General features: G+C 34.8%; 20 protein-coding genes. All 20 read left to right on the forward strand.

Going from position 1 to position 24,175, the window contains the following annotated elements; translation table 11 throughout:
* Positions 1 to 73 precede the first annotated feature (73 nt).
* The 20 genes from ruvA to V7Z48_RS06865 all read left to right on the forward strand — a co-directional run bounded on the left by ruvA (position 74) and on the right by V7Z48_RS06865 (position 24,173).
* A complete protein-coding gene (gene ruvA / locus V7Z48_RS06770) occupies positions 74 to 655 on the forward strand; it encodes a Holliday junction branch migration protein RuvA (RefSeq protein WP_334112643.1) in 582 nt (193 codons plus the stop codon).
* 5 nt (positions 656 to 660) lie between these two features.
* Entirely contained in the window at positions 661 to 7,887 is a 7,227-nt protein-coding gene (gene sov, locus V7Z48_RS06775) for a T9SS outer membrane translocon Sov/SprA (RefSeq protein ID WP_442954710.1), read from the forward strand.
* Positions 7,888 to 7,949: 62 nt separating this feature from the next.
* Positions 7,950 to 8,330: a glycine cleavage system protein GcvH gene (gcvH, locus tag V7Z48_RS06780; RefSeq protein WP_334112645.1), complete on the forward strand. Its 381-nt coding sequence runs from the start codon at positions 7,950 to 7,952 to the stop codon at positions 8,328 to 8,330.
* Entirely contained in the window at positions 8,302 to 8,685 is a 384-nt protein-coding gene (locus V7Z48_RS06785) for a VanZ family protein (protein ID WP_334112646.1), read from the forward strand. The genes gcvH and V7Z48_RS06785 overlap by 29 nt, the downstream gene beginning before the upstream one ends.
* 69 nt (positions 8,686 to 8,754) lie before the next feature.
* Positions 8,755 to 9,477 carry an energy transducer TonB gene (locus tag V7Z48_RS06790; RefSeq protein WP_334112647.1) on the forward strand — a complete coding sequence of 241 codons (723 nt, stop codon included), beginning with the start codon at positions 8,755 to 8,757 and terminating at the stop codon, positions 9,475 to 9,477.
* 105 nt (positions 9,478 to 9,582) lie between these two features.
* Positions 9,583 to 10,371, forward strand: coding sequence for an energy transducer TonB (locus V7Z48_RS06795; protein ID WP_334112648.1), 789 nt, complete (start codon positions 9,583 to 9,585; stop codon positions 10,369 to 10,371).
* A gap of 173 nt (positions 10,372 to 10,544) precedes the next feature.
* On the forward strand, positions 10,545 to 12,668 hold the full coding sequence (locus tag V7Z48_RS06800) for a gliding motility protein RemB (RefSeq protein WP_334112649.1): 2,124 nt from the start codon (positions 10,545 to 10,547) through the stop codon (positions 12,666 to 12,668).
* A 67-nt stretch (positions 12,669 to 12,735) separates the two neighbouring features.
* Complete coding sequence (gene cyoE, locus V7Z48_RS06805; protein ID WP_442954711.1) at positions 12,736 to 13,638, forward strand: heme o synthase; 903 nt, start codon at positions 12,736 to 12,738, stop codon at positions 13,636 to 13,638.
* Positions 13,639 to 13,640: 2 nt separating this feature from the next.
* Complete coding sequence (locus tag V7Z48_RS06810) at positions 13,641 to 14,222, forward strand: cytochrome c oxidase subunit 3 (RefSeq protein WP_334112651.1); 582 nt, start codon at positions 13,641 to 13,643, stop codon at positions 14,220 to 14,222.
* Between the two features lie 130 nt (positions 14,223 to 14,352).
* The gene (locus V7Z48_RS06815; protein ID WP_334112652.1) at positions 14,353 to 15,351 is read left to right on the forward strand and encodes a cytochrome c oxidase subunit 3; all 999 of its coding nucleotides are present in this window, start codon (positions 14,353 to 14,355) and stop codon (positions 15,349 to 15,351) included.
* Between the two features lie 18 nt (positions 15,352 to 15,369).
* Positions 15,370 to 15,750, forward strand: a complete 381-nt coding sequence (locus V7Z48_RS06820; RefSeq protein ID WP_334112653.1) for a cytochrome C oxidase subunit IV family protein — start codon at positions 15,370 to 15,372, stop codon at positions 15,748 to 15,750.
* A gap of 174 nt (positions 15,751 to 15,924) precedes the next feature.
* The gene (locus V7Z48_RS06825; RefSeq protein ID WP_334112654.1) at positions 15,925 to 16,635 is read left to right on the forward strand and encodes a hypothetical protein; all 711 of its coding nucleotides are present in this window, start codon (positions 15,925 to 15,927) and stop codon (positions 16,633 to 16,635) included.
* Positions 16,628 to 17,380, forward strand: coding sequence for an SCO family protein (locus V7Z48_RS06830; RefSeq protein WP_334112655.1), 753 nt, complete (start codon positions 16,628 to 16,630; stop codon positions 17,378 to 17,380). Before V7Z48_RS06825 ends, V7Z48_RS06830 begins: the two co-directional genes overlap by 8 nt.
* The gene (locus V7Z48_RS06835) at positions 17,377 to 17,925 is read left to right on the forward strand and encodes a DUF420 domain-containing protein (RefSeq protein ID WP_334112656.1); all 549 of its coding nucleotides are present in this window, start codon (positions 17,377 to 17,379) and stop codon (positions 17,923 to 17,925) included. Before V7Z48_RS06830 ends, V7Z48_RS06835 begins: the two co-directional genes overlap by 4 nt.
* Positions 17,918 to 18,136, forward strand: a complete 219-nt coding sequence (locus V7Z48_RS06840) for a hypothetical protein (protein WP_334112657.1) — start codon at positions 17,918 to 17,920, stop codon at positions 18,134 to 18,136. Before V7Z48_RS06835 ends, V7Z48_RS06840 begins: the two co-directional genes overlap by 8 nt.
* A gap of 131 nt (positions 18,137 to 18,267) precedes the next feature.
* Entirely contained in the window at positions 18,268 to 18,969 is a 702-nt protein-coding gene (locus V7Z48_RS06845; protein ID WP_334112658.1) for an ABC transporter ATP-binding protein, read from the forward strand.
* Positions 18,962 to 20,206 carry an ABC transporter permease gene (locus V7Z48_RS06850; protein ID WP_334112659.1) on the forward strand — a complete coding sequence of 415 codons (1,245 nt, stop codon included), beginning with the start codon at positions 18,962 to 18,964 and terminating at the stop codon, positions 20,204 to 20,206. Before V7Z48_RS06845 ends, V7Z48_RS06850 begins: the two co-directional genes overlap by 8 nt.
* 1 nt (position 20,207) lies before the next feature.
* A complete protein-coding gene (locus tag V7Z48_RS06855) occupies positions 20,208 to 21,467 on the forward strand; it encodes an ABC transporter permease (RefSeq protein ID WP_334112660.1) in 1,260 nt (419 codons plus the stop codon).
* A 48-nt stretch (positions 21,468 to 21,515) separates the two neighbouring features.
* On the forward strand, positions 21,516 to 22,679 hold the full coding sequence (locus V7Z48_RS06860) for an efflux RND transporter periplasmic adaptor subunit (RefSeq protein ID WP_334112661.1): 1,164 nt from the start codon (positions 21,516 to 21,518) through the stop codon (positions 22,677 to 22,679).
* 51 nt (positions 22,680 to 22,730) lie between these two features.
* Positions 22,731 to 24,173 (forward strand): TolC family protein, encoded by a 1,443-nt coding sequence (locus tag V7Z48_RS06865; protein WP_334112662.1) that lies wholly within the window; start codon positions 22,731 to 22,733, stop codon positions 24,171 to 24,173.
* The last annotated feature ends 2 nt before the right edge of the window (positions 24,174 to 24,175 follow it).

The raw sequence follows: 24,175 nt of genomic DNA on the forward strand, positions 1-24,175 counted from the left end.
ATATGCAAACATTCTTAACCCTTTGAATTGTAAATAATTTTATTACATTTGGCTCGATAACCTAAATCATGGCATGATAACGCATATTAGAGGGAAACTTGTGGAAAAAAATCCTACAGATGTGGTCATAGATTGCAACGGTGTTGGATATACACTTAATATTTCATTACACACCTATTCTCAAATCCCCAATGAGGAAGCTATCAAACTATATACCTATCTTCAAGTAAAAGAAGACTCACATACGCTTTACGGTTTTTCAACTATTGCAGAGCGCGAGATTTTCAAATTACTCATTTCTGTCAGTGGTGTTGGTGCTAGTATTGCCAGAACCATGTTGTCGTCCTTAACCCCAGTTCAAGTTAGAGAAGGTATTGCAACAAGTAACGTTGCTTTAATTCAATCCATAAAAGGGATTGGAGCCAAGACCGCTCAACGGGTTATCTTGGATTTAAAAGATAAAATTTTAAAAGTTTACGATATAGACGAAAATTCGGTAGCAAAAAGCAATACCGTCAAAGATGAAGCGTTATCTGCTTTGGAAGTTCTTGGTTTTGTGAGAAAACAAGCCGAGCGCGTAGTTGATAAGGTAATAGCGGTTCAACCTGAGGCAAATGTTGAAACTATTATCAAGGAGGCTTTAAAAAATTTATAAAAGATTTGAACACGACCAACTTTACGAATCTTAAACCCTTCATCGTTCGTTTACTGGTGACTTTTATGTTACTGGTTTTTTGCGTTGGTCATGCTCAAGAAACCAATCCAGAACAAGATTCTACAGCTACAGGTTATAGTTTTGGAAAAATAGCGCTTAAAAATCCAAATAGCATTGTTTCAAAATATACCTACGACCCCATAACCGATATGTATGTGTACCGTCAAAAGGTTGGTGAATTTAATATTAATTACCCACTATTTTTAACGCCCGCCGAGTATCAAAGACTCGTACAGCAAGAGCAATTAAAATCGTATTATAAACAAAAAATTGATGCCGCTGAAGGAAAAAAAGAAGGTGCGGAAGAAGAACAGCGGAATTTGCTCCCAGCTTTTTACGTAAATTCAGGATTTTTTGAAACGATTTTTGGTGGCAATACCATAGAAATCATTCCGCAAGGTTCTGTGGAAGTAGATTTAGGTGTGTTGTATACACAACAAGACAACCCTAATTTTTCCCCTCAAAACCGAAGCAATTTCACCTTCGATTTTAACCAAAGAATAAGTTTAAGTCTTTTAGGAAAAGTAGGGACCAGACTTCAAGTAACCGCTAATTACGATACCCAATCAACCTTCGATTTTCAAAATATTATTAAATTAGAATATACACCAACCGAAGACGATATATTAAGAAAAATTGAAGTTGGTAATGTCAACATGCCTTTAAACAGTTCATTAATTAGAGGCGCACAAAGTCTGTTTGGTGTTAAAACCGAGCTCCAATTCGGTAAAACACGAGTTACCGCAGTTTTTTCTGAGCAACAATCGCAGTCTACATCAGTAGTTGCACAAGGTGGTGGCACCCTTGAAGAGTTTGAGTTTTTCGCTCAAGAATACGATGAAAACAGACATTATTTTTTGTCGCAGTATTTCAGAAATAATTATGACGATGCCATGCTGCGTTACCCCTTTATTAATAACAATATTCAAATAACACGGGTAGAAGTTTGGGTAACGAACCGCAATAATCAAACCGAGAATGTTAGAAATGTTTTGGCATTTCAAGATTTGGGAGAATCTGATAATATTGGTTTGCCCAATCCACCAGGTGGCTTTGTGAATGTTGGTCCAGGAGCATTCCCTGATAATGGCAACAACGATTTTGACCCAACCAATATTGGTGGGCCAGGTTCTATACTCACACCTCAAGTGCGTGATATAACTACAACAGAGAGTGGTGTTTTGGTTCCTGTTAATGAAGGTTTTGATTATGGGAAATTAGAAAATGCCAGAAAACTAAACGAAGGCTCCGAGTACTTTTTAAACACAAGATTAGGTTATATTTCATTAAATCAAAGACTGTTAAACGATGAAGTACTAGCAGTGGCGTTTCAATACACTGTTGGTGGTGAAGTGTTTCAGGTTGGTGAATTTGCAAATGATGGCGTAAATGCATCGGATGTGCAAAACAACCCCAATAATACCCAGAACATCACCAACAATAGTTTGATTTTAAAAATGTTGAAAAGTGCAATTACAGTCGTAGATCAACCTGTATGGGACTTGATGATGAAGAATGTTTACGATACAGGCGCATTTCAATTAGAGCGTGAAGATTTCCGACTTAATATTTTTTACACCGAAGCTTCACCAGTCAACTATATTAGGCCAGTTGAAGGCACAACATTTCCAGCCTTCGATAACAATACTCCTAATAACCCGAATGACGATACAGTTATTTCAGAAACACCCCTTATAAGATTATTTCACTTAGATCGATTGAACTTCAATAATGACCCGCAGGAAGGTGGTGATGGATTTTTCGATTATGTAGAAGGTCTAACTGTACTGTCTCAGAATGGGAAAATTATATTTACCAAGGTAGAACCATTCGGTCGATATCTGTTTGATGTTTTAGATGATGACGGTATACCAGGTAACAACGATGCGGATTATGAATTAAATAACTTTAACGCCAACCAGCGAAAGTATGTGTACGATGTACTTTATAAATCAACCAAAACAGCGGCTTTAGACGAAGCCGATAAAAATAAGTTTCAAATAAAAGGTAGATTTCAATCTAGTGGAGGTGGTGGCATTCCGTTAGGCGCGTTCAATGTACCGCGTGGTTCTGTAGTGGTAACAGCTGGTGGAAGAACATTGGTAGAAGGCATAGATTACACGGTTGATTATCAATTAGGACGTGTAAATATTCTTGATGAAGCATTAAAAGCTTCTAATACACCAATTAATGTTTCGGTTGAGAATAATGCAGTATTCGGCCAGCAAACTAGGCGATTTGCGGGTGTTAACGTAGAGCATCAATTCAATGAAAATTTTGTACTTGGTGGTACTTTTTTAAATCTTACAGAACGACCCATAACCCAAAAGGCGGATTTTAATTCAGAATCCGTAAGCAATAGTATTTTTGGTTTTAATGGTAATTACTCATCCGAGATTCCATTTTTGACCAGAATGGTTAATAAACTACCAAACATTGATACTGATGTGCCTTCAAATTTATCTGTTAGAGGTGAATTCGCCTATTTGGCTCCTGGAGCTCCTAAAGGCACTAATTTTGATGGTGAGGCAACTTCAATAATTGACGATTTTGAAGGCACACAAGGCGCCATCGATTTAAAATCACCACTAAATTGGTATTTATCAAGCAGGCCAGTTAATTTATTCGGGACCACAGCTAATGATGGTAATGGACTTGCCAACGGATATGGAAGGGCTGTACTAAACTGGTACACCATCGATCCACTGTTTTACGGATCGCAACGACCAGCAGGTGTTACAAATGACGATGTTTCAAATCTATATACCAGACGTGTATTTATAGAAGAAATTTTCCCCAATATCGATATCGTTCAAGGCCAAACTAGTGTTGTGAATACCTTAGATTTAACCTATTACCCAACCGAACGTGGTCCTTATAATTTTGATCCTCAAGCAGCAAATAATACACCGTTAAATCCAAACCGAACTTGGGCTGGAATTTCTAGAGCCATCAATACCACCGATTTTGAACAAGCCAATGTTGAATTTATAGAATTTTGGGTCCAAGATCCATTTTTGGATAGCCCAGCAAGTCAGGGTGGAAAACTAACTATTAATTTAGGTAATATTTCAGAAGACATTTTAAAAGACGGTAAAAAGCAGTACGAAAATGGCTTGCCTGAAAACGGTGATATTTCGTTTTTACAAGGAAACTTATCTATAACCAATCCGTATGTAGTGCCCCAAAGTCAATCGTTAATTTATACCTTTTCATCAACAGGACAAGATCGTGTAAATCAAGATGTAGGTTACGATGGCTACAACGATCAGGAGGAGCAACAAATGCTTAATACCTTAGGTATAACAGGTGATTTTGGCCCAGATCCATCAAAAGACAATTATCAGTTTTATTTAAATGCTGAAGGCAATATCTTTGAACGTTATAAACGTTACAACGGCGTAGAAGGAAATTCCCCAGATGAATTTTCTAATGTAAATAGAGGCGCAGCTCCTCAACCAGATGCTGAAGATATCAACCGAGATAACACGATGAATACCATCGACAGTTATTATGAATATGAAATCCCTATTACACCGGCAAGTCTATCAAACCCAAATAATCCTCAAATAAACGATGTTAAAACACGTACTATAACATTACCTAATGGTGACGTAAGAGATGTTACTTGGTACCAATTTAGAATTCCAATTTCTGAGGCTACCAATGCAGTTGGTGGGATCACTGATATTAGATCTATCAGATTCGCAAGAATGTATTTAACCGAATTTTCAGAAATTACAACTTTACGTTTCGCCACTTTAGATTTGGTTAGAAGTGACTGGAGACGTTACAGATTATCTTTAGATGATGAACCAAATAACGATAACGATAATACTACTTTAAATATTGGTGTTATTGGTATTGAGGAGAATGATGGTACATACGTATCGCCTCCTGGTGTGGTGCGAGAACGCCTCAATAATAACAATACCATTGTGCGCCAAAATGAACAAGCTTTGGTGGTTGAGGTTTGCGAATTAGAGCCTGAAGATTCACGTGGAATTTACAAAAATGTACGCTTAGATATGCGTCAGTATAATAAGCTACGAATGTTCATGCATGCCCGTGATGGTGATACTGGTATGCTTTCCAGCGGTGATATGGTAGCATTTATTAGAATGGGAAATGATTTTACTGAAAATTATTACCAAGTAGAATTGCCTTTAGAAGTTAACAATGGCTCAAGCGCCGAAGATATTTGGGCTAATGAATTCAACTTAGAGTTGAGCAATTTAGAAATCATTAAATCATTAGGGATAGCGGCTGGTACGCTCGGAAATTTAGAAGCGACTTGGTACGATGTTACACCAAACGGACCGGTTCAAGTTAATCAGTTTGACCCTCACACACCTGGACAACAGCGTATAGCTGTTAAGGGAAATCCGAATTTTGGAGACATTAGAGTGTTGATGTTGGGACTTAAAAATCCTGGTCAAAACGGTATGAATGTATGTGGAAAAGCTTGGTTTAACGAGCTCAGATTGTCCGATTTAGATAGTGAAGGTGGTTGGGCGAGTGTAGTAAGTCTTGATTCGAATATTGCTGACTTCGCAAATGTAAGTGCCACAGGTAGAAGAAGCACTGTTGGCTTTGGAGGTCTTGAACAAAAACCAAACGAGCGCAGTCGGGAAGATATTAAACAGTACGATATCGTAACAAACTTAAATTTAGGCCAGTTATTACCTAAAAAATGGGGGATTCAATTACCATTTAACTATGGTATTGCAGAGGAAATTATTACACCAGAATACGATGAGTTTTACCGTGATATTAAGTTACAAACCCAATTAGAAACAACCAATAATCGAGATTCTATATTAAATGTAAACGAAACCTACACCAAACGAAGAAGTATCAATTTTATTGGTGTTAGAAAATTACGAACAACCGAAGCAACACCGAGATTTTACGATGTAGAAAATTTAACCTTCAACTATTCCTATAATAAAGTTGAATATCGGGATTTTGAAATTGAAAATTCCCTGGACCAAAATATTCGTGCAGGCGTGAATTATAACTATAGCTTTAATCCAATTAAAATTGAGCCTTTTAAGGAAAATGATTCTTTGTTTAGAAGTAGATATTTAAAAATTTTAAAAGACTTCAACTTTAATTTATTACCTACAAGCTTTTCGGTAAACACCGATTTCTTTAGGCAGTTTAGTAAACAAAAATTCAGAGAAGTTGAACTGGGTGGTGATAATATTGGTATTGAAGAACTGTTTAGAAGAAATTACAATTTCAACCTGCAATACGTATTAAATTACAATATTACGGATGCCTTAAATCTTAACTTTACAGCTAATAATAGCAATATAGTTAGGAACTACTTTATAGACGATAGATTAAACGGTAGGCAAGACCCGGATTTAAACGTCTGGGACAATTTCTTCGATTTGGGCGACCCCAATCTTCAAAATCAGCAATTACAACTTAATTATGAATTGCCATTTTATAAAATTCCAACCTTAGGGTTTTTACGGTCAACCTATGCCTATACTGGAAGTTTTCAATGGCAAAAGGGATCTGACATCAATTCAAATTTAGAAATTGAAAATCCAGATGGAACTTTTACCAATTACGAATTGGGTAACTCTATTCAAAATGCAAATACGCATAATCTGAACACTACCCTAAACATGGAAACCTTGTATAAGTATTTGGGGCTAGTTAAAAAAACACCTCGAAATACAATGCAAACCAATAGGTTAACCCAACCTGGTGTTCCTCAAACTTCAAGAGCAGGTCAAGATAAAGATGCGCAGGCGAAACAAAGCAAACCAAATCCATTTTTAAATACTGCCATCGATATTGTAACCATGGTAAAGCGTATTCAGGTGAATTATTCTGAAAATAATGGAACATTTCTACCGGGTTATTTAAGAACACCTGGTATTGTTGGCACTATGAAACCAACATTGGGATACACTTTCGGAAGTCAAAGAGATATACGTCAACTAGCGGCGCGTAATGGTTGGTTAACTGTATTCCCCGATTTTAACCAACAATACACAGAGGTAACCAATAAAATTCTAGACTATTCGGCCAGTGTACAACCGTTAAATGATTTAACCATAGACGTAACAGGTGGTCGAATTTTTGCTGAAAATAATGCTGAGAACTTTAGAGTGGAAGATATTGATGGTGAGCTTCAATATAATCAGCTGATTAGAAATTCTTTTGGTAATTTTAATATCTCTACCATTATGATTCGCACTGCTTTTGCAAAAAGCGATGAGTTTAGTTCCGAAACCTTTGAAACCTTTAGAGAAAACAGATTGCTAGTCGCTAATAGGTTGGCACGTGAGTTTTACGGTTCGGATACTTTTGATATAGACTCGGATGGTTACCCACTAGGCTTTAGTAAAAATAGTCAGCGCGTGTTACTACCAGCATTTTTATCAGCCTATCAAGGGAGTAGTGCTGAAAGTGTATCTCTAGGGTCTTTCAGAAATTTCCCGCTTCCAAACTGGAACATTAAATACACGGGTTTAATGCGAATTAAATGGTTTAAGGATAATTTTAGACGTTTCTCCGTTAACCACGGTTATAGGTCAACTTACACCATAAATCAGTTTAGGGCAAATTTAGATTATGTTCCACCAATAGAAGGCGGAGATTACAGTGATCAAGACGAAGCCCTCAATCAAAACGGCGATTTTAAACAACAAACATTGCTCAGTAACATCAATTTAGAAGAATCTTTTAGTCCATTAATAAGGATTGATATGGAGATGAAAAATTCAATTAAAATTCTTGCAGAGTTAAAAAGGGACAGAATTTTATCCTTGAGCTTTGATAATAATCTACTTACCGAAATTCAAGGGCAAGAGTATACCTTAGGATTAGGATACCGCATAAAAGATGTGCGTATCCGTTCAAAAATTGCTGGGCCTTCACAAGTGGTAAAAAGCGATTTGAATATGCGTGCCGATATTTCGGTTCGAGATAATAAAACCATCATCCGTCCATTAGACGTAATCAATACACAAGTGACAGCAGGTCAAACCATATGGAACTTAAAATACACAGCAGATTATGCTTTTAGTAAGTTTTTAACCGCTATTTTTTATTTTGATTATGCTTTTTCAGACTTTGCTATTTCTACAGCATTCCCACAAACCTCTATAAGAACAGGATTCACGCTGCGCTATAATTTTGGAAATTAATATTTATAGCGTCATTATAATATTCTACATTTGTAATCAATTCAATCTCATAATTAAATAATATGAAAATACCTTCAGAATTAAAGTACACCAAAGACCACGAGTGGGTAAAAATAGTTGGCGATATCGCAACAGTTGGCATCACCGATTTTGCTCAAAGCGAATTGGGCGATATAGTGTACGTAGAAGTTGAAACCTTAGATGAAACACTTAGTGTAGAAGATGTATTTGGAACTGTAGAAGCAGTTAAAACAGTATCTGATTTATTCTCACCATTGTCAGGTGAAATAATAGAATTTAACGAAGCCTTGCAAGACGAACCAGAAAAGGTAAATACCGACCCTTATGGCGAAGGTTGGATGGTAAAAATTAAGTTTACTGAGCCTTCTGAAATAGATAATCTATTAAATTCAGATGATTATAAAGCTCTTATCAACGCTTAGGCACTATGCATTATTCTTAGTTGTTTTTTATATCATTTCCATAACCGTTTTAAGTTTAATAAACATAAACAGGTTACCTGATATAGGGACAAATCATGACGATAAGTTATATCACGCATCAGCTTATTTTGTGTTTGTTATTTTAAGTTTTAATTATTTAAAGAAAATTGAAGTAAAAAAAGCCGTGCTTATAGCTATGGTTTTTTCGGTTTTCTATGGCATAATTATTGAAGTACTTCAACATGTGCTTAATACCAATCGCACTTTTGATATTCTGGATATTGTTGCCAATACAATTGGAGTCATTCTGGGTTATTTTATAATTCAGTACGTCAATAAATTGAAGTTAAATTAAAAATAAGACTTGTTTTTGTAATAATTAATTGGTTATTTTAGCAATCTTATTTCAAACAATTATTTTAAAATGGAGCCGAAAAAAAACCCTAAAGCCGACATTAGCCGAAACAGTTCAATCTACTTTGCTGTAGGATTGGCGCTTGTATTGCTAATCACTTACGGAGCGATTAATTTTAAAACTTATGATAAATCTGCAATTGACATTGGTTTATTAGATTTAGGTGATGAAATTGAAGAAGAAATTCCAATTACTGAACAATTAATCACACCGCCACCACCACCGCCACCGCCAGCCGCTCCAGAAGAAATAGAAGTAATAGAAGACGATGAAGAGGTTGAAGAAACTGTTATAGAATCTACAGAAACAGATATGGACACAAAAATTGTAGAAGTACAAGACGTAGTTGTAGATGAAGTTGAGGAAGATATTGAAGTACCATTTTCAGTTATTGAAAACGTACCAGTTTTTCCGGGCTGTGAAAACAAGAGCGGAAACGATGCCAAAAAGCAGTGTATGTCTGAAAAAATCACTCAATTTGTAAATAAAAATTTTAATACTGAGTTAGCTGGAGATTTAGGTTTATCAGGCCGTCAGAGAATTAATGTTGTATTCAAGATTGATAAAACAGGTAATATTATCGGCGTTAGAGCAAGAGCACCGCATCCTGGATTAGAAAAGGAAGCGCAAAGAGTAATTGGAAAATTGCCTAAAATGGAACCAGGAAAACAAAGAGGAAAAGCGGTAACTGTGCAGTATGCCTTACCAATTATTTTCCAAGTAATGGATTAAATCAAAAAAAGTAAAATATAAAAAAGGCCGTTTTATTAACGGTCTTTTTTTATTTGGTATGCTTCTTGGATGTTTAAAATTCTATTAATCTTTAAACATTTTATTATGAAAGTTCCAAACACAAATGCAAATTTTTCTTTGCCAAAAACTGAAGAAACTAAAAGAGACAGAGACCCAAACTTTAAAGGAGAAACCACTTTGTATTTTCAAATTGGGTTGATTATTTGTTTGCTGATGTCGTATTTCGCTTTAGAATATACATCAACAACTTATCAAACCGACCTGGGAAAAGTTAGTCCAACTTACGATAATCATGAATTAGCTCCCAAACCTTTCAAAATATATAAAGAACCTGAACCAGTTGTTCAAAAACCAAAGCAACAAAAACCCCCAGTTGTTTTAGGCCCAAATATTACCGAAGTAGATGATAAATCTGAACAAGTTGAATCTAAAATTATTGAAAAAAACACCACAGAAAATTATAGTGATTTAAATCCAAACAATGTGGTAGTATACAAGGTTCCAGAAGACATCACTATTCCGGAAGCATTTGTGCATAAAGTCCCGTTGTTTCCTGGTTGTGAAAAATCTTTGACAAATGAAGATAGTAAAAAATGTTTTTCAGATAAACTCGGCAAATTAATTCAAAGACATTTTAACACAGGTATAGCAGAGGAATACGGATTATCTGGCAAACAAAACATTGGTGTTCAATTTAAAATAGACACCAATGGTAATGTTACTGAAATAAAAACCAGAGCGCCGCATCCCGAACTAGAAAAGGAAGCTAGACGTGTATTAAATAAAATACCTAAGATGCAGCCTGGCGAGCAAAACAATAAACCAGTAAATGTTCAATATGCCTTACCTATAAACTTTGTAATTCAGCAATAAATACAAATAAGATTGAAGGCTAATTAGGTGCCTCTTAAAATGGTTTTACTTCAAAATGGCCTATGGTTTCAGTTTCTGAAATTATGGGCCATTTTCAAGTTAAATAAGCGAATAGTATTTAAGTATTTTGAAAAAGTGCTATCTTTCCACCATCTTTATTACATTGAGATTTCATGGCTAAATATATTGTTTTTCTTCTAGTTTGTATTCAAATTTCGGTTTATGGTCAAAATCAAGAATCTTTGGAAAAACCACCAGTTTTTGAAAGCTGTTCAGGCCAACCTTTTCAAAATTTAAAACAGTGTTTTAAAATAGCCTTGAATAAACATGTTTTTGAGAATTTTGAGGTTCCGAAGATAGTTGAAGAAAACAGCTATCGCGGCAGTGTAAAAGTATTATTTGAAGTTGATAAAGAAGGTAATTTTTTAATACTCTACATTGATGCTATTTATGATCAACTCAAAACTGAAACAAACCGTGTTTTTGAGTCACTCCCACAAATTAAGCCAGGAACCTATAATGGCAACCCTACGTTTTATCAGTACTCCGTTGTTATTAATATTCCACTTACCAATTTTTTGGATTTTGAAAGTAATATATCCAAATCAGCCGATTCTATTCCTTTAAAAGTAAATCGTTTTTACGATTTAAACCAAGCTTCGCTTAACGAATTTGATGCAGTTAATGATAGTTTGGTGCCCTTTCAAAACAAAGAATATTCAAGTCAGTTAAATATTCCTTTCACGCATAGTTATTATGCCCGTTTTGATGCGCAAATGAATGCCATTGGCACGAATAGTCACACAGCATCTAAACCTTTTTTATATGCCGATGTTCAACCCTACTACAATATTGAAGCGAAAAAAAATGCTTTAGCCAAAGATAAATCAACTTGGTTAGGAAGAAAGTTTTGGAATGAACATTTGGTGCAAGTCCAAGGTGAAGATTATTGGTTTATAGTAGACCCTATTTTTGATTTGCAGGTAGGTAAAGATACTGAGGCCGATTTCAATTCAACTTACAACAATACACGCGGGGTTTTAATTCAAGGAGGTTTAGGGAAAAAGTTTAATTTTTACACGACTGTTTTCGAAAGCCAAGGTCGGTTTGCTCAATATTTTAATGAGTACTCCGAAAGTTTAAAAGCGTTTGGCCCAGATCCAGCAATTATTCCAGGAAGAGGAATAGGTAAAAGATTTAAATCAGATTCTTACGATTACCCAGTGGCAGAAGCGTATTTATCTTATTCTCCGACCGATTTTTTAAACGTTCAATTTGGTTATGGCAAAAATTTTATTGGTGATGGTTACCGCTCAATATTGCTAAGTGATGTTTCTAGTCCGCACCCGTTTTTAAAAATTAACACCAAATTTTGGAAAATTAAATATACCAATACCTGGATGTGGCTAAACGATGTTCGCCCAGAAGTAGTTGAAGATGGCGCCTTTCTAAATAAGTATATGGCGAACCATTATTTAAGTTGGAATGTTTCAAAACGTCTAAATATCGGCTTATTCGAATCTGTGATATGGGATAACAGTAATGGTAGAGGCTTTGATATTAATTATCTAAATCCTATTATTTTTTACCGTGCTATTGAATTTGCCACGGGTCAAGCAGCTGGCAACGCTATAATTGGTCTTTCCAGTAAATACAAATGGAATAATTCATTCAATATTTATGGACAATTTATTCTGGATGAATTTTCCTTAGACGATGTTACCGCCGGAAACAAAAGCTGGAAAAACAAATTTGGTTACCAACTAGGTGTAAAATATTTTAACGCCTTTGAAGTTGATAATTTATTGCTTCAGTTTGAGTATAATCAAGTGCGACCTTATACCTATTCTCATAATACTATTGTACTGAATTATGCACACAACAACCAGCCCATGGCGCATTTATGGGGTGCGAATTTTAGAGAGGCCATTGTTATTGGTCGTTATAACTACGAACGTTGGTTTGCTGATGCAAAAATAATAATTGGTGAACGCGGTTTTGATTTTAACACGGCAGATGATAGTTTTAATTACGGTGGTAATATTTTCAGAACTGAAAATGATAGAGTAGGGAACACGAATATTAGAGTAGCACAAGGCAATACCACTGCTGTTTTTCATGCGGAACTTCAAACAGGTTATATTTTAAATCCAGCCAGCAACTTGAGATTATTTACCAATATTAGTTACAGAAATTTTGATCCTCAAATGGCAACATCTACAACTATAAAGAGTAATACTTTATGGTTTAGCTTAGGCGTAAGAACCGATTTATTTAATTGGCATATTGACTTTTAATTAACATAAGTTAGGATTGGTCATATTTAAATTTCAGAGTATCTTTGCACTTTCTTTTTAAGGCTTAATGCAAAACATGTTGAGTACCACAAAAACTACCCTTTCAATAACTTCGGTTGTTTCAGATTTTAAAGAAATTACGAAGATGCGACTGTCATTAAGCGTGGTCTTTTCATCTGTTGCAGGTTATTTGCTGGGTGCTGTTAATGTTGATATTCCCACAATAATCTTATTATGCGTTGGTGGTTATTTTATGGTTGGCGCATCTAACGCGTACAATCAAATCATTGAGCGCGATTTAGATGCCTTAATGAATAGAACTAAAAACAGACCAATTCCTGCTGGAAGAATGCAAGTTTCTACCGCATTCATAATTGCAGTAACTTTTACGGTATTGGGAATTATTTCATTATATATTATTAATCCGCGCACGGCCATGTACGGCGCTATTAGTATATTTCTTTATACAAGTGTTTACACGCCGTTAAAAACAAAAACACCGTTTGCGGTATTTGTAGGTGCCATTCCTGGAGCTATACCTTTTATGTTAGGTTGGGTGGCGGCAAGAAATGAATTTGGTATTGAACCGGGCACCTTGTTTGCCTTACAATTTTTTTGGCAATTCCCACATTTCTGGGCAATCGGGTGGTTTTTGTTTGATGATTATCAAAAAGGTGGGTTCGATATGCTACCAACAAAAAAACGAGACAAAGGCACAGCCATGCAAATTATAGCCTATACGATTTGGACAATCATTGTGTCGGTATTACCCGCTTTTGGCATTACGGGCGATTTAAAATTATCGGTGGTGGCTGCTATGGTGGTTCTAGCTCTTGGATTAATAATGCTTTATTATGCCTTTGAGTTGTTTACAAAACGCAGTGCGAAGGCTGCGAAAGAATTAATGATTTCAAGTGTTTTATACATAACACTTGTACAAATTGTTTATGTAATTGATAAGTTTTTATAAATATGGATTTAACCCAAGGTACAGATCAGGAAAAAAACAATAGAGCAAAAAAAATGATGCTTTGGTTTGGGATTGGCTCGCTCATCATGTCTTTTGCAGGATGGACAAGTGCTTTTATTGTAAGTAGTACTAGAAAGGACTGGCTGTCCGATTTTAAATTGCCGGATCCTTTTTTAATAAGTGTATTTGTTATAATAATAAGTAGTCTAGCATTAATTTTGGCGAAGCGCGCCTTAAAAAATAACAACAAACAAATGACTTCAGTTTGGTTAGTGCTTGCATTTGCTTTAGGAATCTATTTTATAATAAATCAGTTTGCTGGGTTTTCTGAAATAGTTGCACAAGGCTATAATTTTACGGGTCCTACAAGTAATGTTACTATGTCGTACATTTTTTTAATTGCGTTTGTACATATCGTACACGTTGCGGTTGGTTTATTGTGTTTATTAGTAGTTCTTATCAATCTTTTCAGAAATAAATATTCATCTAATAATATGTTAGGATTTGAACTGGCTTCATCTTTTTGGCATTTTGTAGATATACTATGGGTTTACCTCTTTTTCTTCTTGTATTTTATGAAGTAATTTTCAACTGTTTCATTATCAAAAATAAATTTAACTATTCCTTATTTAGATTATTTAAAATTAGAATAGGATGTTTCTATAAATAAATTAAATCCTTATTTTTGTCAAAAAATTAACGTAAACGGTTTATATGGATACTTCAGTAGTAACTGGTACAGAAGAAAAGGTTTGGGGTGGAGGAAACGAACCACTCAAGGCAAGTTATGGCAAATTAATGATGTGGTTCTTTATTGTATCTGATGCTTTAACATTTTCAGGATTTTTAGCTGCCTATGGGTTTTCAAGATTTAAATTTATTGATTCATGGCCTATTGCTGACGAAGTATTTACCCACGTTCCCTTTTTACATGGTCAAGAGCTACCGATGATTTATGTAGCTTTTATGACCTTTATTTTAATTATGTCTTCGGTAACCATGGTATTGGCCGTTGATGCAGGTCACAACATGAATAAAACCAAAGTTACGTGGTATATGTTTTTAACCATTATTGGTGGTGTGATTTTTGTTGGCTCTCAAGCATGGGAATGGGCAACATTTATTAAAGGTGATTACGGAGCTGTTCAAACAAAAGGAGGCAATATCCTTCAGTTTGGTGAGTATGTAGACAAAGATGGAGAGCAAGTATTTAAACGAATTTCGGTGGCAGATTTTGCTATTGTTGGCGAAAAAGAACGCGTTCAAGATAATCGTAAATCAGGTATTTGGTATCGCAGCGAGTCAACAATTCCAAATTATAATGTAGATGAGGTATATGCCGGTTTAGAGGCCAATCCAAATATTCTAGTAAGATCTCAAATCATCAATGAAGCAGGAGAAAAAATAATTCTTACAAGAGAAGAATCCTTGAAGTCTATCAAAGAAAATGGTAAAACTGTAGTAGAAGGTGCCAATTTGGTAGCCAATGAATACGGAACAGCTTTATTTGCTGATTTCTTTTTCTTTATTACAGGATTTCACGGGTTTCACGTATTGTCAGGGGTTTTGTTAAACATTATTATCTTTTTTAATGTGATTCTTGGTACTTACGAGCGAAGAGGTAGTTACGAAATGGTTGAAAAAGTCGGTCTTTACTGGCACTTTGTAGATTTGGTTTGGGTATTCGTATTCACATTCTTCTACTTGGTTTAATTCGAATTATTATTTAATATGGCACACGCACATAAATTAGAAATATTTAGAGGACTTATTAAATTTAAGTCTAACACACAAAAAATTTGGGGTGTTTTAATCCTTTTATCTATAGTAACTGCGGTTGAGGTAGTTTTGGGTATTTATAAACCAGCTTCTTTAATGAACGTGGTTTTAGGCATGAAACTTCTAAACTGGATTTTCATCATTTTAACCATAGTAAAAGCTTATTATATTACGTGGGATTTTATGCACATGAGAGATGAAACTCCTGGTTTAAGGCGCGCCGTAGTTTGGACGGCAGTATTCCTTATTTCGTATCTTATTTTTATTTTACTCCAAGAAGGTGGATACGTTTTTGATGTATATTCAGATGAATATATAAAACGTGATTTCTAAAATAGTTTTTAAATTATAGTAGTGTTAATCATTCATAAAAAAAGACGACATTAGGTCGTCTTTTTTTAATTTTGCATTTTATTATGAGTTTTTTTATCAATAATAAAAATCGAACCAACTCATATATTTAAGTGGTATTCCATCTGATTGTTAGAAGAAACTAGAGAAGAACAAATGAAAAATTTAAAACGTAACCTCACTTTAGGAGTCCTGTTTTTTTTACCGGTTATGTTCTTGTTGTTTTTGTATCCATCCACACATAATTATACACCGCTTGAAATTGTAAAGTCGTCTGTTTCTGATATTGAAAAGTTTGATGCTTTCGAAGACGAAACAATTTTATTAAAGGAAAGAATTACCGTTCTTGTTTTTTTAGGTTCTCAGCCTATGGATTATACAATTGCCGCACTCAACTTAAAAGAATTGGTCTACGATAAATTTAAGGGTTTTAAAAATTTTCAAGTGGTTTCAATTTCACAAAATGGTACGCAAAACCAAATTGATAATCTTAAAGATGAAATTTCATCATACGAAGAATTAAAGCATTGGCATTTTGTTTACGGAACGGAAAGCGATATTCTTCAATTTCATAAGAGTTTGAGATCAAAAAAACAGCTGGACTCAAATTTGTCCTCCCCTTTAGTTTATATCATCGATAAAGACCTAAATCAACGTGGCAGAATTGATGACAGAGAAAAAAAGGAGATTGCTAATAACATCCCCGAGTACAGTTTAGTAGATTATAATTGTTTAGAAGTATCTGAAATCAAAAATAAAATGAGTGAAGATTTGCGTATTTTATTTACAGAATACAGACAAAAACGAAAAGGTAATTTTGACTCTTCAATTAGAAGAGCCGAAGATTTAAATACAAATAATGAGTAAAAAAGCCAACTATTCTTACGTCGGGATTGCATTTATAATTCTATTATTTGGAATTATTTTTGTTCCTAAAATTGTAGACCGATTGTCCAACGAAGATGTTGTGAGAGACGACGAAAGCCGCAGTACTGGTATAACCACCGAAACCGAAGCTAAACCTTCAAATTTAGCGTTTATATATTCTGGCACAGATATAAGAAAAGTGCCAGAGTTTAGTTTCACAAACCAACACGGCAAGACCATTACAAATCAAGATTATTTGGGTAAAGTATATGTGGTTGAATTTTTCTTCACAACCTGCCCTACCATTTGTCCAAGAATGAATAGAAATTTGGTGGAAATCCAAAATCATTTTGCTGAATTTGAAAATTTTGGTGTGGCTGCTTTTACCATAAATCCAGATTTTGATACACCCGAAGTGTTGAAAAAGTACGCAGAGGATTACGGAATCACCAATCCAAATTGGAATTTAATGACCGGAGATCAGGATGAAATTTATAAGTTAGCTAATACCGGCTTTAATTTATATACTGCCGAAGAAAAAGAGGCCGAAGGTGGTTTTGAGCATTCAGGAAATTTTGCACTCATCGACAAAAATGGTTTTATCAGATCAAGATTAGATAATTTTGGAAACCCATTAATATATTACAACGGTATCGTAAGTGAAGCCGAAGGTGAAGATGAGGATGGAATTCCCCAAGAAATTACCAAATTAAAAGAAGACATAGCAAAACTTTTAAAAGAATGAGACCAGAAATAGACTTGAAAAAACAAAAAAAATACAATAAAATTGTGATTGTATTGTCAATTGTGATTCCGATTGCAGTGGCTGCTTTATTTGGAATAAATTTAAGAGAACTTGGTTTTGATGTCAAGCCTCTTACATTTTTACCACCAATTTATGCGACAATAAACGGAATGACAGCTGTTTTATTAGTTCTTGCTTTGTGGGCGATTAAAAATAAAAAATTAGTATTACACGAAAATTTAATGACAACTGCCATCTATGCATCGGTTGTTTTTTTAGTAATGTATGTAGCTTATCACATGACTAGTGATAGCACTAAATTTGGTGGTGAAGGAGCTGTAAAATACATCTATTATTTTATCCTTATTACGCATATTGTTCTTTCTATCGTTGTGATTCCTTTTGTGCTTATAACTTACGTTAGAGCTATCACAAATGATTTTGAGAGACACAAGAAAATTGCTAAAATCACATTTCCTATTTGGCTTTATGTTGCTGTTACTGGTGTGATTGTTTACTTAATGATAGCACCTTATTATGTATAAAACCCTAAAAATAATCATCCTTATTGCATTGTTTTTATTTCTAACAAATGTAAGTGCACAATGTGCCATGTGTCGTGCGGTACTAGAAAGTGATACGGACCAGTCTATGGCCGAAGGTGTAAACGATGGTATTGTATATCTTATGGCAATACCCTACATTTTAGTTGCTGGGATTGCATTATTGCTATATCGTAAATTTTCAAAAAGTTAAAGCTTTCCTAATTTCTGTAACATAGACCATCTTTTATTGTCTTATGAATAATCCTTGGACGAACTCTTAACAGTTTGTTAGTATGAGTATGTTCACTATTTATGTAACATTGTACCTGTATAACCGCCATTATGATTGAAATAAAAGATCTACACAAGTCCTATAAAATGGGCGCCAACAGCCTTCACGTTTTAAAGGGTATTAATTTTAATGTAAAAGAAGGTGAACTTGTTTCAATTATGGGTTCCTCTGGATCAGGCAAATCAACTTTACTAAATATTTTAGGAATGCTAGATGAGGCCGATGAAGGTTCATATTCACTTGATGGGGTCCCTATTAAAAATTTAAATGAAAAAGTTGCGGCCAAATACCGAAATAAGTTTTTAGGGTTTATTTTTCAGTCATTTAACCTAATCAATTATAAATCTGCCTTAGATAATGTGGCAATGCCACTTTATTATCAAGGAATGCCAAGAAAAGAGCGCGTTGACCGTGCAAATTATTATTTGGAAAAAGTAGGACTGGCTCAATGGTCGCACCATTTGCCAAGTGAACTTTCAGGAGGTCAAAAACAACGTGTTGCCATTGCACGAGCTTTAGCAAGTGATCCAAAAGTACTATTAGCCGATGAGCCTACGGGTGCTCTAGATTCAAAAACTTCACATGAGGTAATGGATTTAATTCAAGGTATTAACGATGAAGGTAAAACTATCCTAATTGTAACCCATGAAAATGATATCGCACAAATGACTAAACGCATCGTGAACTTAAAAGATGGTTTGATTATAGACGACACTAAGGTAGAACAAATTAGAGCGAGTCAATATGTTTGATATAGAACGTTGGCAAGAAATTTTCGAGTCCCTAAGCAAAAATAAGCTACGTACTTTTTTAACCTGCCTATCAGTTGCTTCAGGTATTTTTATTTTAGTTATTTTATTAGGTTTCAGCTCAGGAATTCAAAATGGTGTTAAAGACCAATTTCAGCAAGATGCTACTACCAAAATGAGCATTAGAACAAGAACTACTACCAAAGGTTATAAAGGATTAAATCCAGGAAGAAATATCCAGCTGAAAATGCAAGACTTTTTGGATGTATCTAGAAATTATGATGATTACTTAGAATACCGTTCAGGAAATTATTCTATTTGGGGTAGTCTTATAAATTATAAAAATGAATCTGGAAACTTTCGCGTACAAGGTGTCATGCCAGACTTTCAGTTTATAGCAAATTCCGATATTGCCGAAGGCAGATTTCTTAACGAAGCAGACCTTAACGAATCAAAAAAAGTAATTGTAGTTGGTAACAAGGTAAAAACTGATTTGTTTAAAGGAAAAAGTCCTATTGGCGAATACGTTTCAATTTATGGAATTCAATTTAAGGTTGTAGGGGTTTATTATGATCCAGGTGGAGAGCGCGAAGAAAGTAATGTTTATATACCAGTTACTTCCGCTCAAAAAGCATTTAATGGTGGCGATAGAGTGCGCGATATGACGTTTACAGTCCCTATGTCTAATAGTCTTGATGAAGCATTGCTGTTGTCGCAAAATCTTGTTGCAGGCATTGAATCAGACTTAAAACAGAAATACACTATTGCTCCCGATGATACAGCTGCCATAAGAGTTGATAATACTTTGGAAGAAGCAAAAAAAATATATTCCTTAGTTGATGTTATCAAGGCCGTATTTTGGTTTGTTGGTATCGGTACCATCATTGCAGGTGTTGTGGGTGTCGGGAATATCATGATTATTATCGTGAAAGAACGCACCAAAGAAATTGGAATTAGAAAGGCACTCGGTGCACAACCAATGTCCATTGTTGGCATGATATTACAAGAATCCATTTTTGTAACCATGTTTTCAGGATTATTAGGTTTGGTTTCTGGGTTGGGGTTGCTTGAGTTGGTTGGTCCGAGTATTGAAAGTGATTTTATAAAATATCCGCAAGTAGATTTTAATACAGCATTGGTTACGGTTCTAATTTTAGTAATCGCAGGAACCTTAGCAGGTTTTATCCCTGCCTATAGAGCAGCAAAAATAAAACCTATTATAGCTTTAAGAGACGAATAGTATGTTTAGCAAAGACCGTTGGAACGAAATATTAGAAGCATTAACCGCTAATAAGTTTAGAACTTTTTTAACGGCTTTTGGCGTATTTTGGGGCATTACCATTTTAGTACTATTATTAGCCCTGACAAATGGACTTAAAAATGGCGTTACTGCTAGCTTTGATAACTTTGCCACTAACTCCATGTTTATGTGGGTTCAAAGAACATCAATTCCTTATAAAGGCTTACCTAAAGGCAGACGATTTGATTATAAAGTGGACGACGTACAAGCAATTAAACAAGAATTTCCAGAGTTAAAATATGTGTCTCCAAGAAATTCCTTAGGTGGCTATCAAGGTGCAAGTAATGTAATTAGAGGTACGAAAACTGGAGCTTTCCAAATTTATGGTGATTATCCAGAGTTTATCAAACAAAAGCCGATGGATATCACCAAAGGTAGATTCATTAATTACTCTGATATTAACGATAGCAGAAAAGTTTGCGCAATCGGTCCCGATGTAATAGCTGGCCTTTACGACAAAAATGAAGAAATAATTGGTTCTTACATAAAAATAAATGGTGTTAATTTTATGGTAATTGGAACTTTTAAAATGACCAACAGCCAAGGTGACAGCGAAGAAGAGGCCAATACTATATTTATTCCGTTCACGACATTTGGAAAAGCTTTTAATAGAGGCGATAATGTTGGTTGGATGGCGATTACGGCCCATGATCAAACTAGCATAACCGAAGTAAAAGAAAAAGTATTTGACTTTTTAAAAGTAAGACATCGCGTGCATCCAGATGACCAGCGTGCCATAGGACATTTTGATTTAGCCGAACAATTTGGTCGTGTTAATGGCTTGTTTAATATATTAACCGTGGTAGGTTACTTTGTAGGCGCACTTATTTTAATGTCTGGTATTATAGGAATTAGCAATATCATGCTCATTGTGGTAAAAGAGCGCACTAAAGAAATTGGTGTACGACGCGCGCTTGGTGCTTCACCGTGGAATATAAAATCTCAAATTCTTCAGGAAAGTTTAATACTTACTATTTTGTCAGGCATGGTTGGCGTAGCCTTTTCGGCGGGTGTCATCTATTTGATGAATTATATGCTTTCTGTAAATGGTCCAGTTGAAAATTTCGTGAATCCAAGCGTAAATATGACAGTAGTATTTACCGCATTGACAATTTTAGTTGTTTCAGGTCTGTTGGCAGGGTTAATTCCAGCAAATAGCGCTACAAAAATGAAACCAGTAGACGCTCTCCGTATAGAATAAATATCAAATAAAAATAGCTTATAACATCTCAATAATTAATGATCAGTAATGAAAAGAACCACCACAGTAATAGTTTTAATAGCAATAGTTTTAGGTTTCTCAGTAGCCTTAATCTATTTATGGAAGAAAAACCAAGAGGATCCAATCACCTATACTACAGCCAAAGCATTGGAGCAAACAATTGTAGTTAAAACTATGGCAACAGGAAGTATTGTTCCAAAGGAAGAAGTTTTGATTAAGCCAAACATTTCTGGCGTAGTTGAAGAAATTTACATCGAAGCAGGAGAATTTGTTAAATCAGGTGATTTAATTGCTAAAATTCGAGTAATTCCTAATGTTTCAACTCTGACTACTGCCAAAAATAATATTGCTTCAAACCAAACGTCTGTAGAAACAGCGCAAATAAATTTTAAAAACCAAGAAGCTATTTACAACCGTCAAAAGGCATTATTTGAAAAGGGCGTAATTTCTGCAAACGATTTTGATGGCATTAACAATAGTTATTTGCAAGCAAAACAAAATGTTGAGCAGTCTAAAATATCACTTAACGCTGCAAGACAAAATTACGATATTATTAAAACTGGAACTACCGCAGGGTTAGGAAATAGTGCTCAAACACTTGTTAGAGCTACCGTTTCAGGAATGGTTTTAGATGTACCAATTAAAGAAGGTAATCAAGTAATTGAAGCCAATAACTTTAATGAGGGAACATCAATCGCCTCGATTGCCGATATCAAAAAAATGATTTTTGAAGGAAAAATTGACGAAAGCGAAGTTGGAAAGATTAAGGAAGGTTTACCGCTAGAAATTACAGTTGGAGCTATTGATAATAAAAGTTTTGATGCTGTTTTAGATTATATCGCACCAAAAGGAGTAGAAGAAAATGGCGCTATTCAATTTGAAATTAAAGGTACCTTAGCCGCTATAGAAACGACGTTTATAAGAGCGGGATTAAGTGCTAATGCTTCAATCATTTTAGACAAAGCTGAAAATGTTCTAGCAATAAAAGAAGCTTTAGTTCAGTACGATCCACAAACCAAACAACCGTTTGTAGAAGTAGCAACTGGAGACCAGAAATTTGAGAGACGTGACGTGAAATTGGGTATTAGTGACGGTATTCATGTTCAAATTTTAGAGGGTATTACCACAAACGATGACATTAAGGTTTGGAACCAACTTCAAGGTGTTCCAGAATACGCTCGTAGAAATTAATTTAACTTTTTTGTAACAATTTTAATTATCACTAGTCTTATAAATCAGATTATGAAACACACCACCGTTATATTATTTATCCTAACTATTTTTTCCGTGCAATCACAAGGAAAAAAATGGACACTAAAAGAATGCGTTGAATATGCGTTGGAGAGAAATATTTCTATCAAGCAAAGTGAACTGGATTTAAAGGCTATTGATGCTGATAAACTCGCTGCTTTAGGTAATTTTTTGCCAACATTTAATGCAGGAGCCAATCTAGCTGAAAATACCGGTTTAAGTTTTAATCCAACTACAAACCAACCAGAAACCATTACGTTCTTATCTGCAACAGGAAATATTAATGTAGGTTATACCATTTTTGATGGTTTGAGAAATATTAGACAAGCGCAGCGCGCAGAAATTGCACAGTTGGCGAGCCAATACAGGTTGTCTAAAATGGTAGATGACATCTCTTTATTAGTTGCGAACAGTTATTTGCAGGTTATTTTATTTAAGGCCAATTTAGAAGTTTTGGAAAGCCAGAATGAAGTTACCAAACAACAAATTAAGCAAACGCAAGAATTAGTGGATGGTGGTGTTTTGCCACAAGGTGATTTATTAGACATTTTAGCAACTGATGCTAATGAGGTTCAGGATATTGTTACAGCTCGAAACAATATACAAATATCTTTAATTAGCTTGGCGCAACTGCTTTTAATTAAAGACTTTGAAAATTTTGATATTGAAGATGAAGGATATGATATTGTAAATGTAGATATCGCAAATAAAAGTGTTGATGATATAATTGACTCAGCAAAAGAAAACCGAAGCGAAATAAAAATAGAAGAACAAAATGTACAATTAGCCTTGAAAGATTTGCAGTTAACAAAAGCTGCTTATTTACCGAGGTTAACAGCTTTTTTCGGTTATAATACCAGATATACTAATGCAACGTCTTTTAGTCAAGTAGTCGACCCAGATAACCCTACAGAAACTAGACAAATCGGTGTTGTCGAAGCTACTGGACAGGCTGTAGTAAGTCAATTCCCAAATTTAAATACTATAGAAGTCGCTCCAGAATCATTCTGGGATCAGCTATATCTTAATGATGGTATTGCTTATGGATTAAGTCTTAACATTCCAATACTCAATGGTTTTTCAACACGTTCAAACGTCCTGCGCTCGAAGGTGAATTTAGAACGTGCAAAATATCAATTAGAGCAGGCTGAATTAGATTTGGTGTCCAATATCTATCAAGCATTTGTGGATGCAGAAGGTTCGCTAAAAGCTTATGATGCTGCATTAAAGGCTTTAGAAGCGCAAGAGTTAGCTTTTGAATATGCAAAAGAAAGATTTGATGTTGGTATTATAAATGCCTTAGATTTCAGCCAATCAAAAATAAGGTATGATAATGCAATCATAAACAGCAATCGTGCTAAGTATGATTATATATTCAAATTAAAAGTATTGGAATTATATTTTGGTATTCCTGCTACAGAATTAAAATTTTAAAG

Source organism: Paucihalobacter sp., from assembly GCF_036825875.1.
In the GTDB taxonomy this organism is placed as follows: Bacteria; Bacteroidota; Bacteroidia; order Flavobacteriales; family Flavobacteriaceae; genus Paucihalobacter.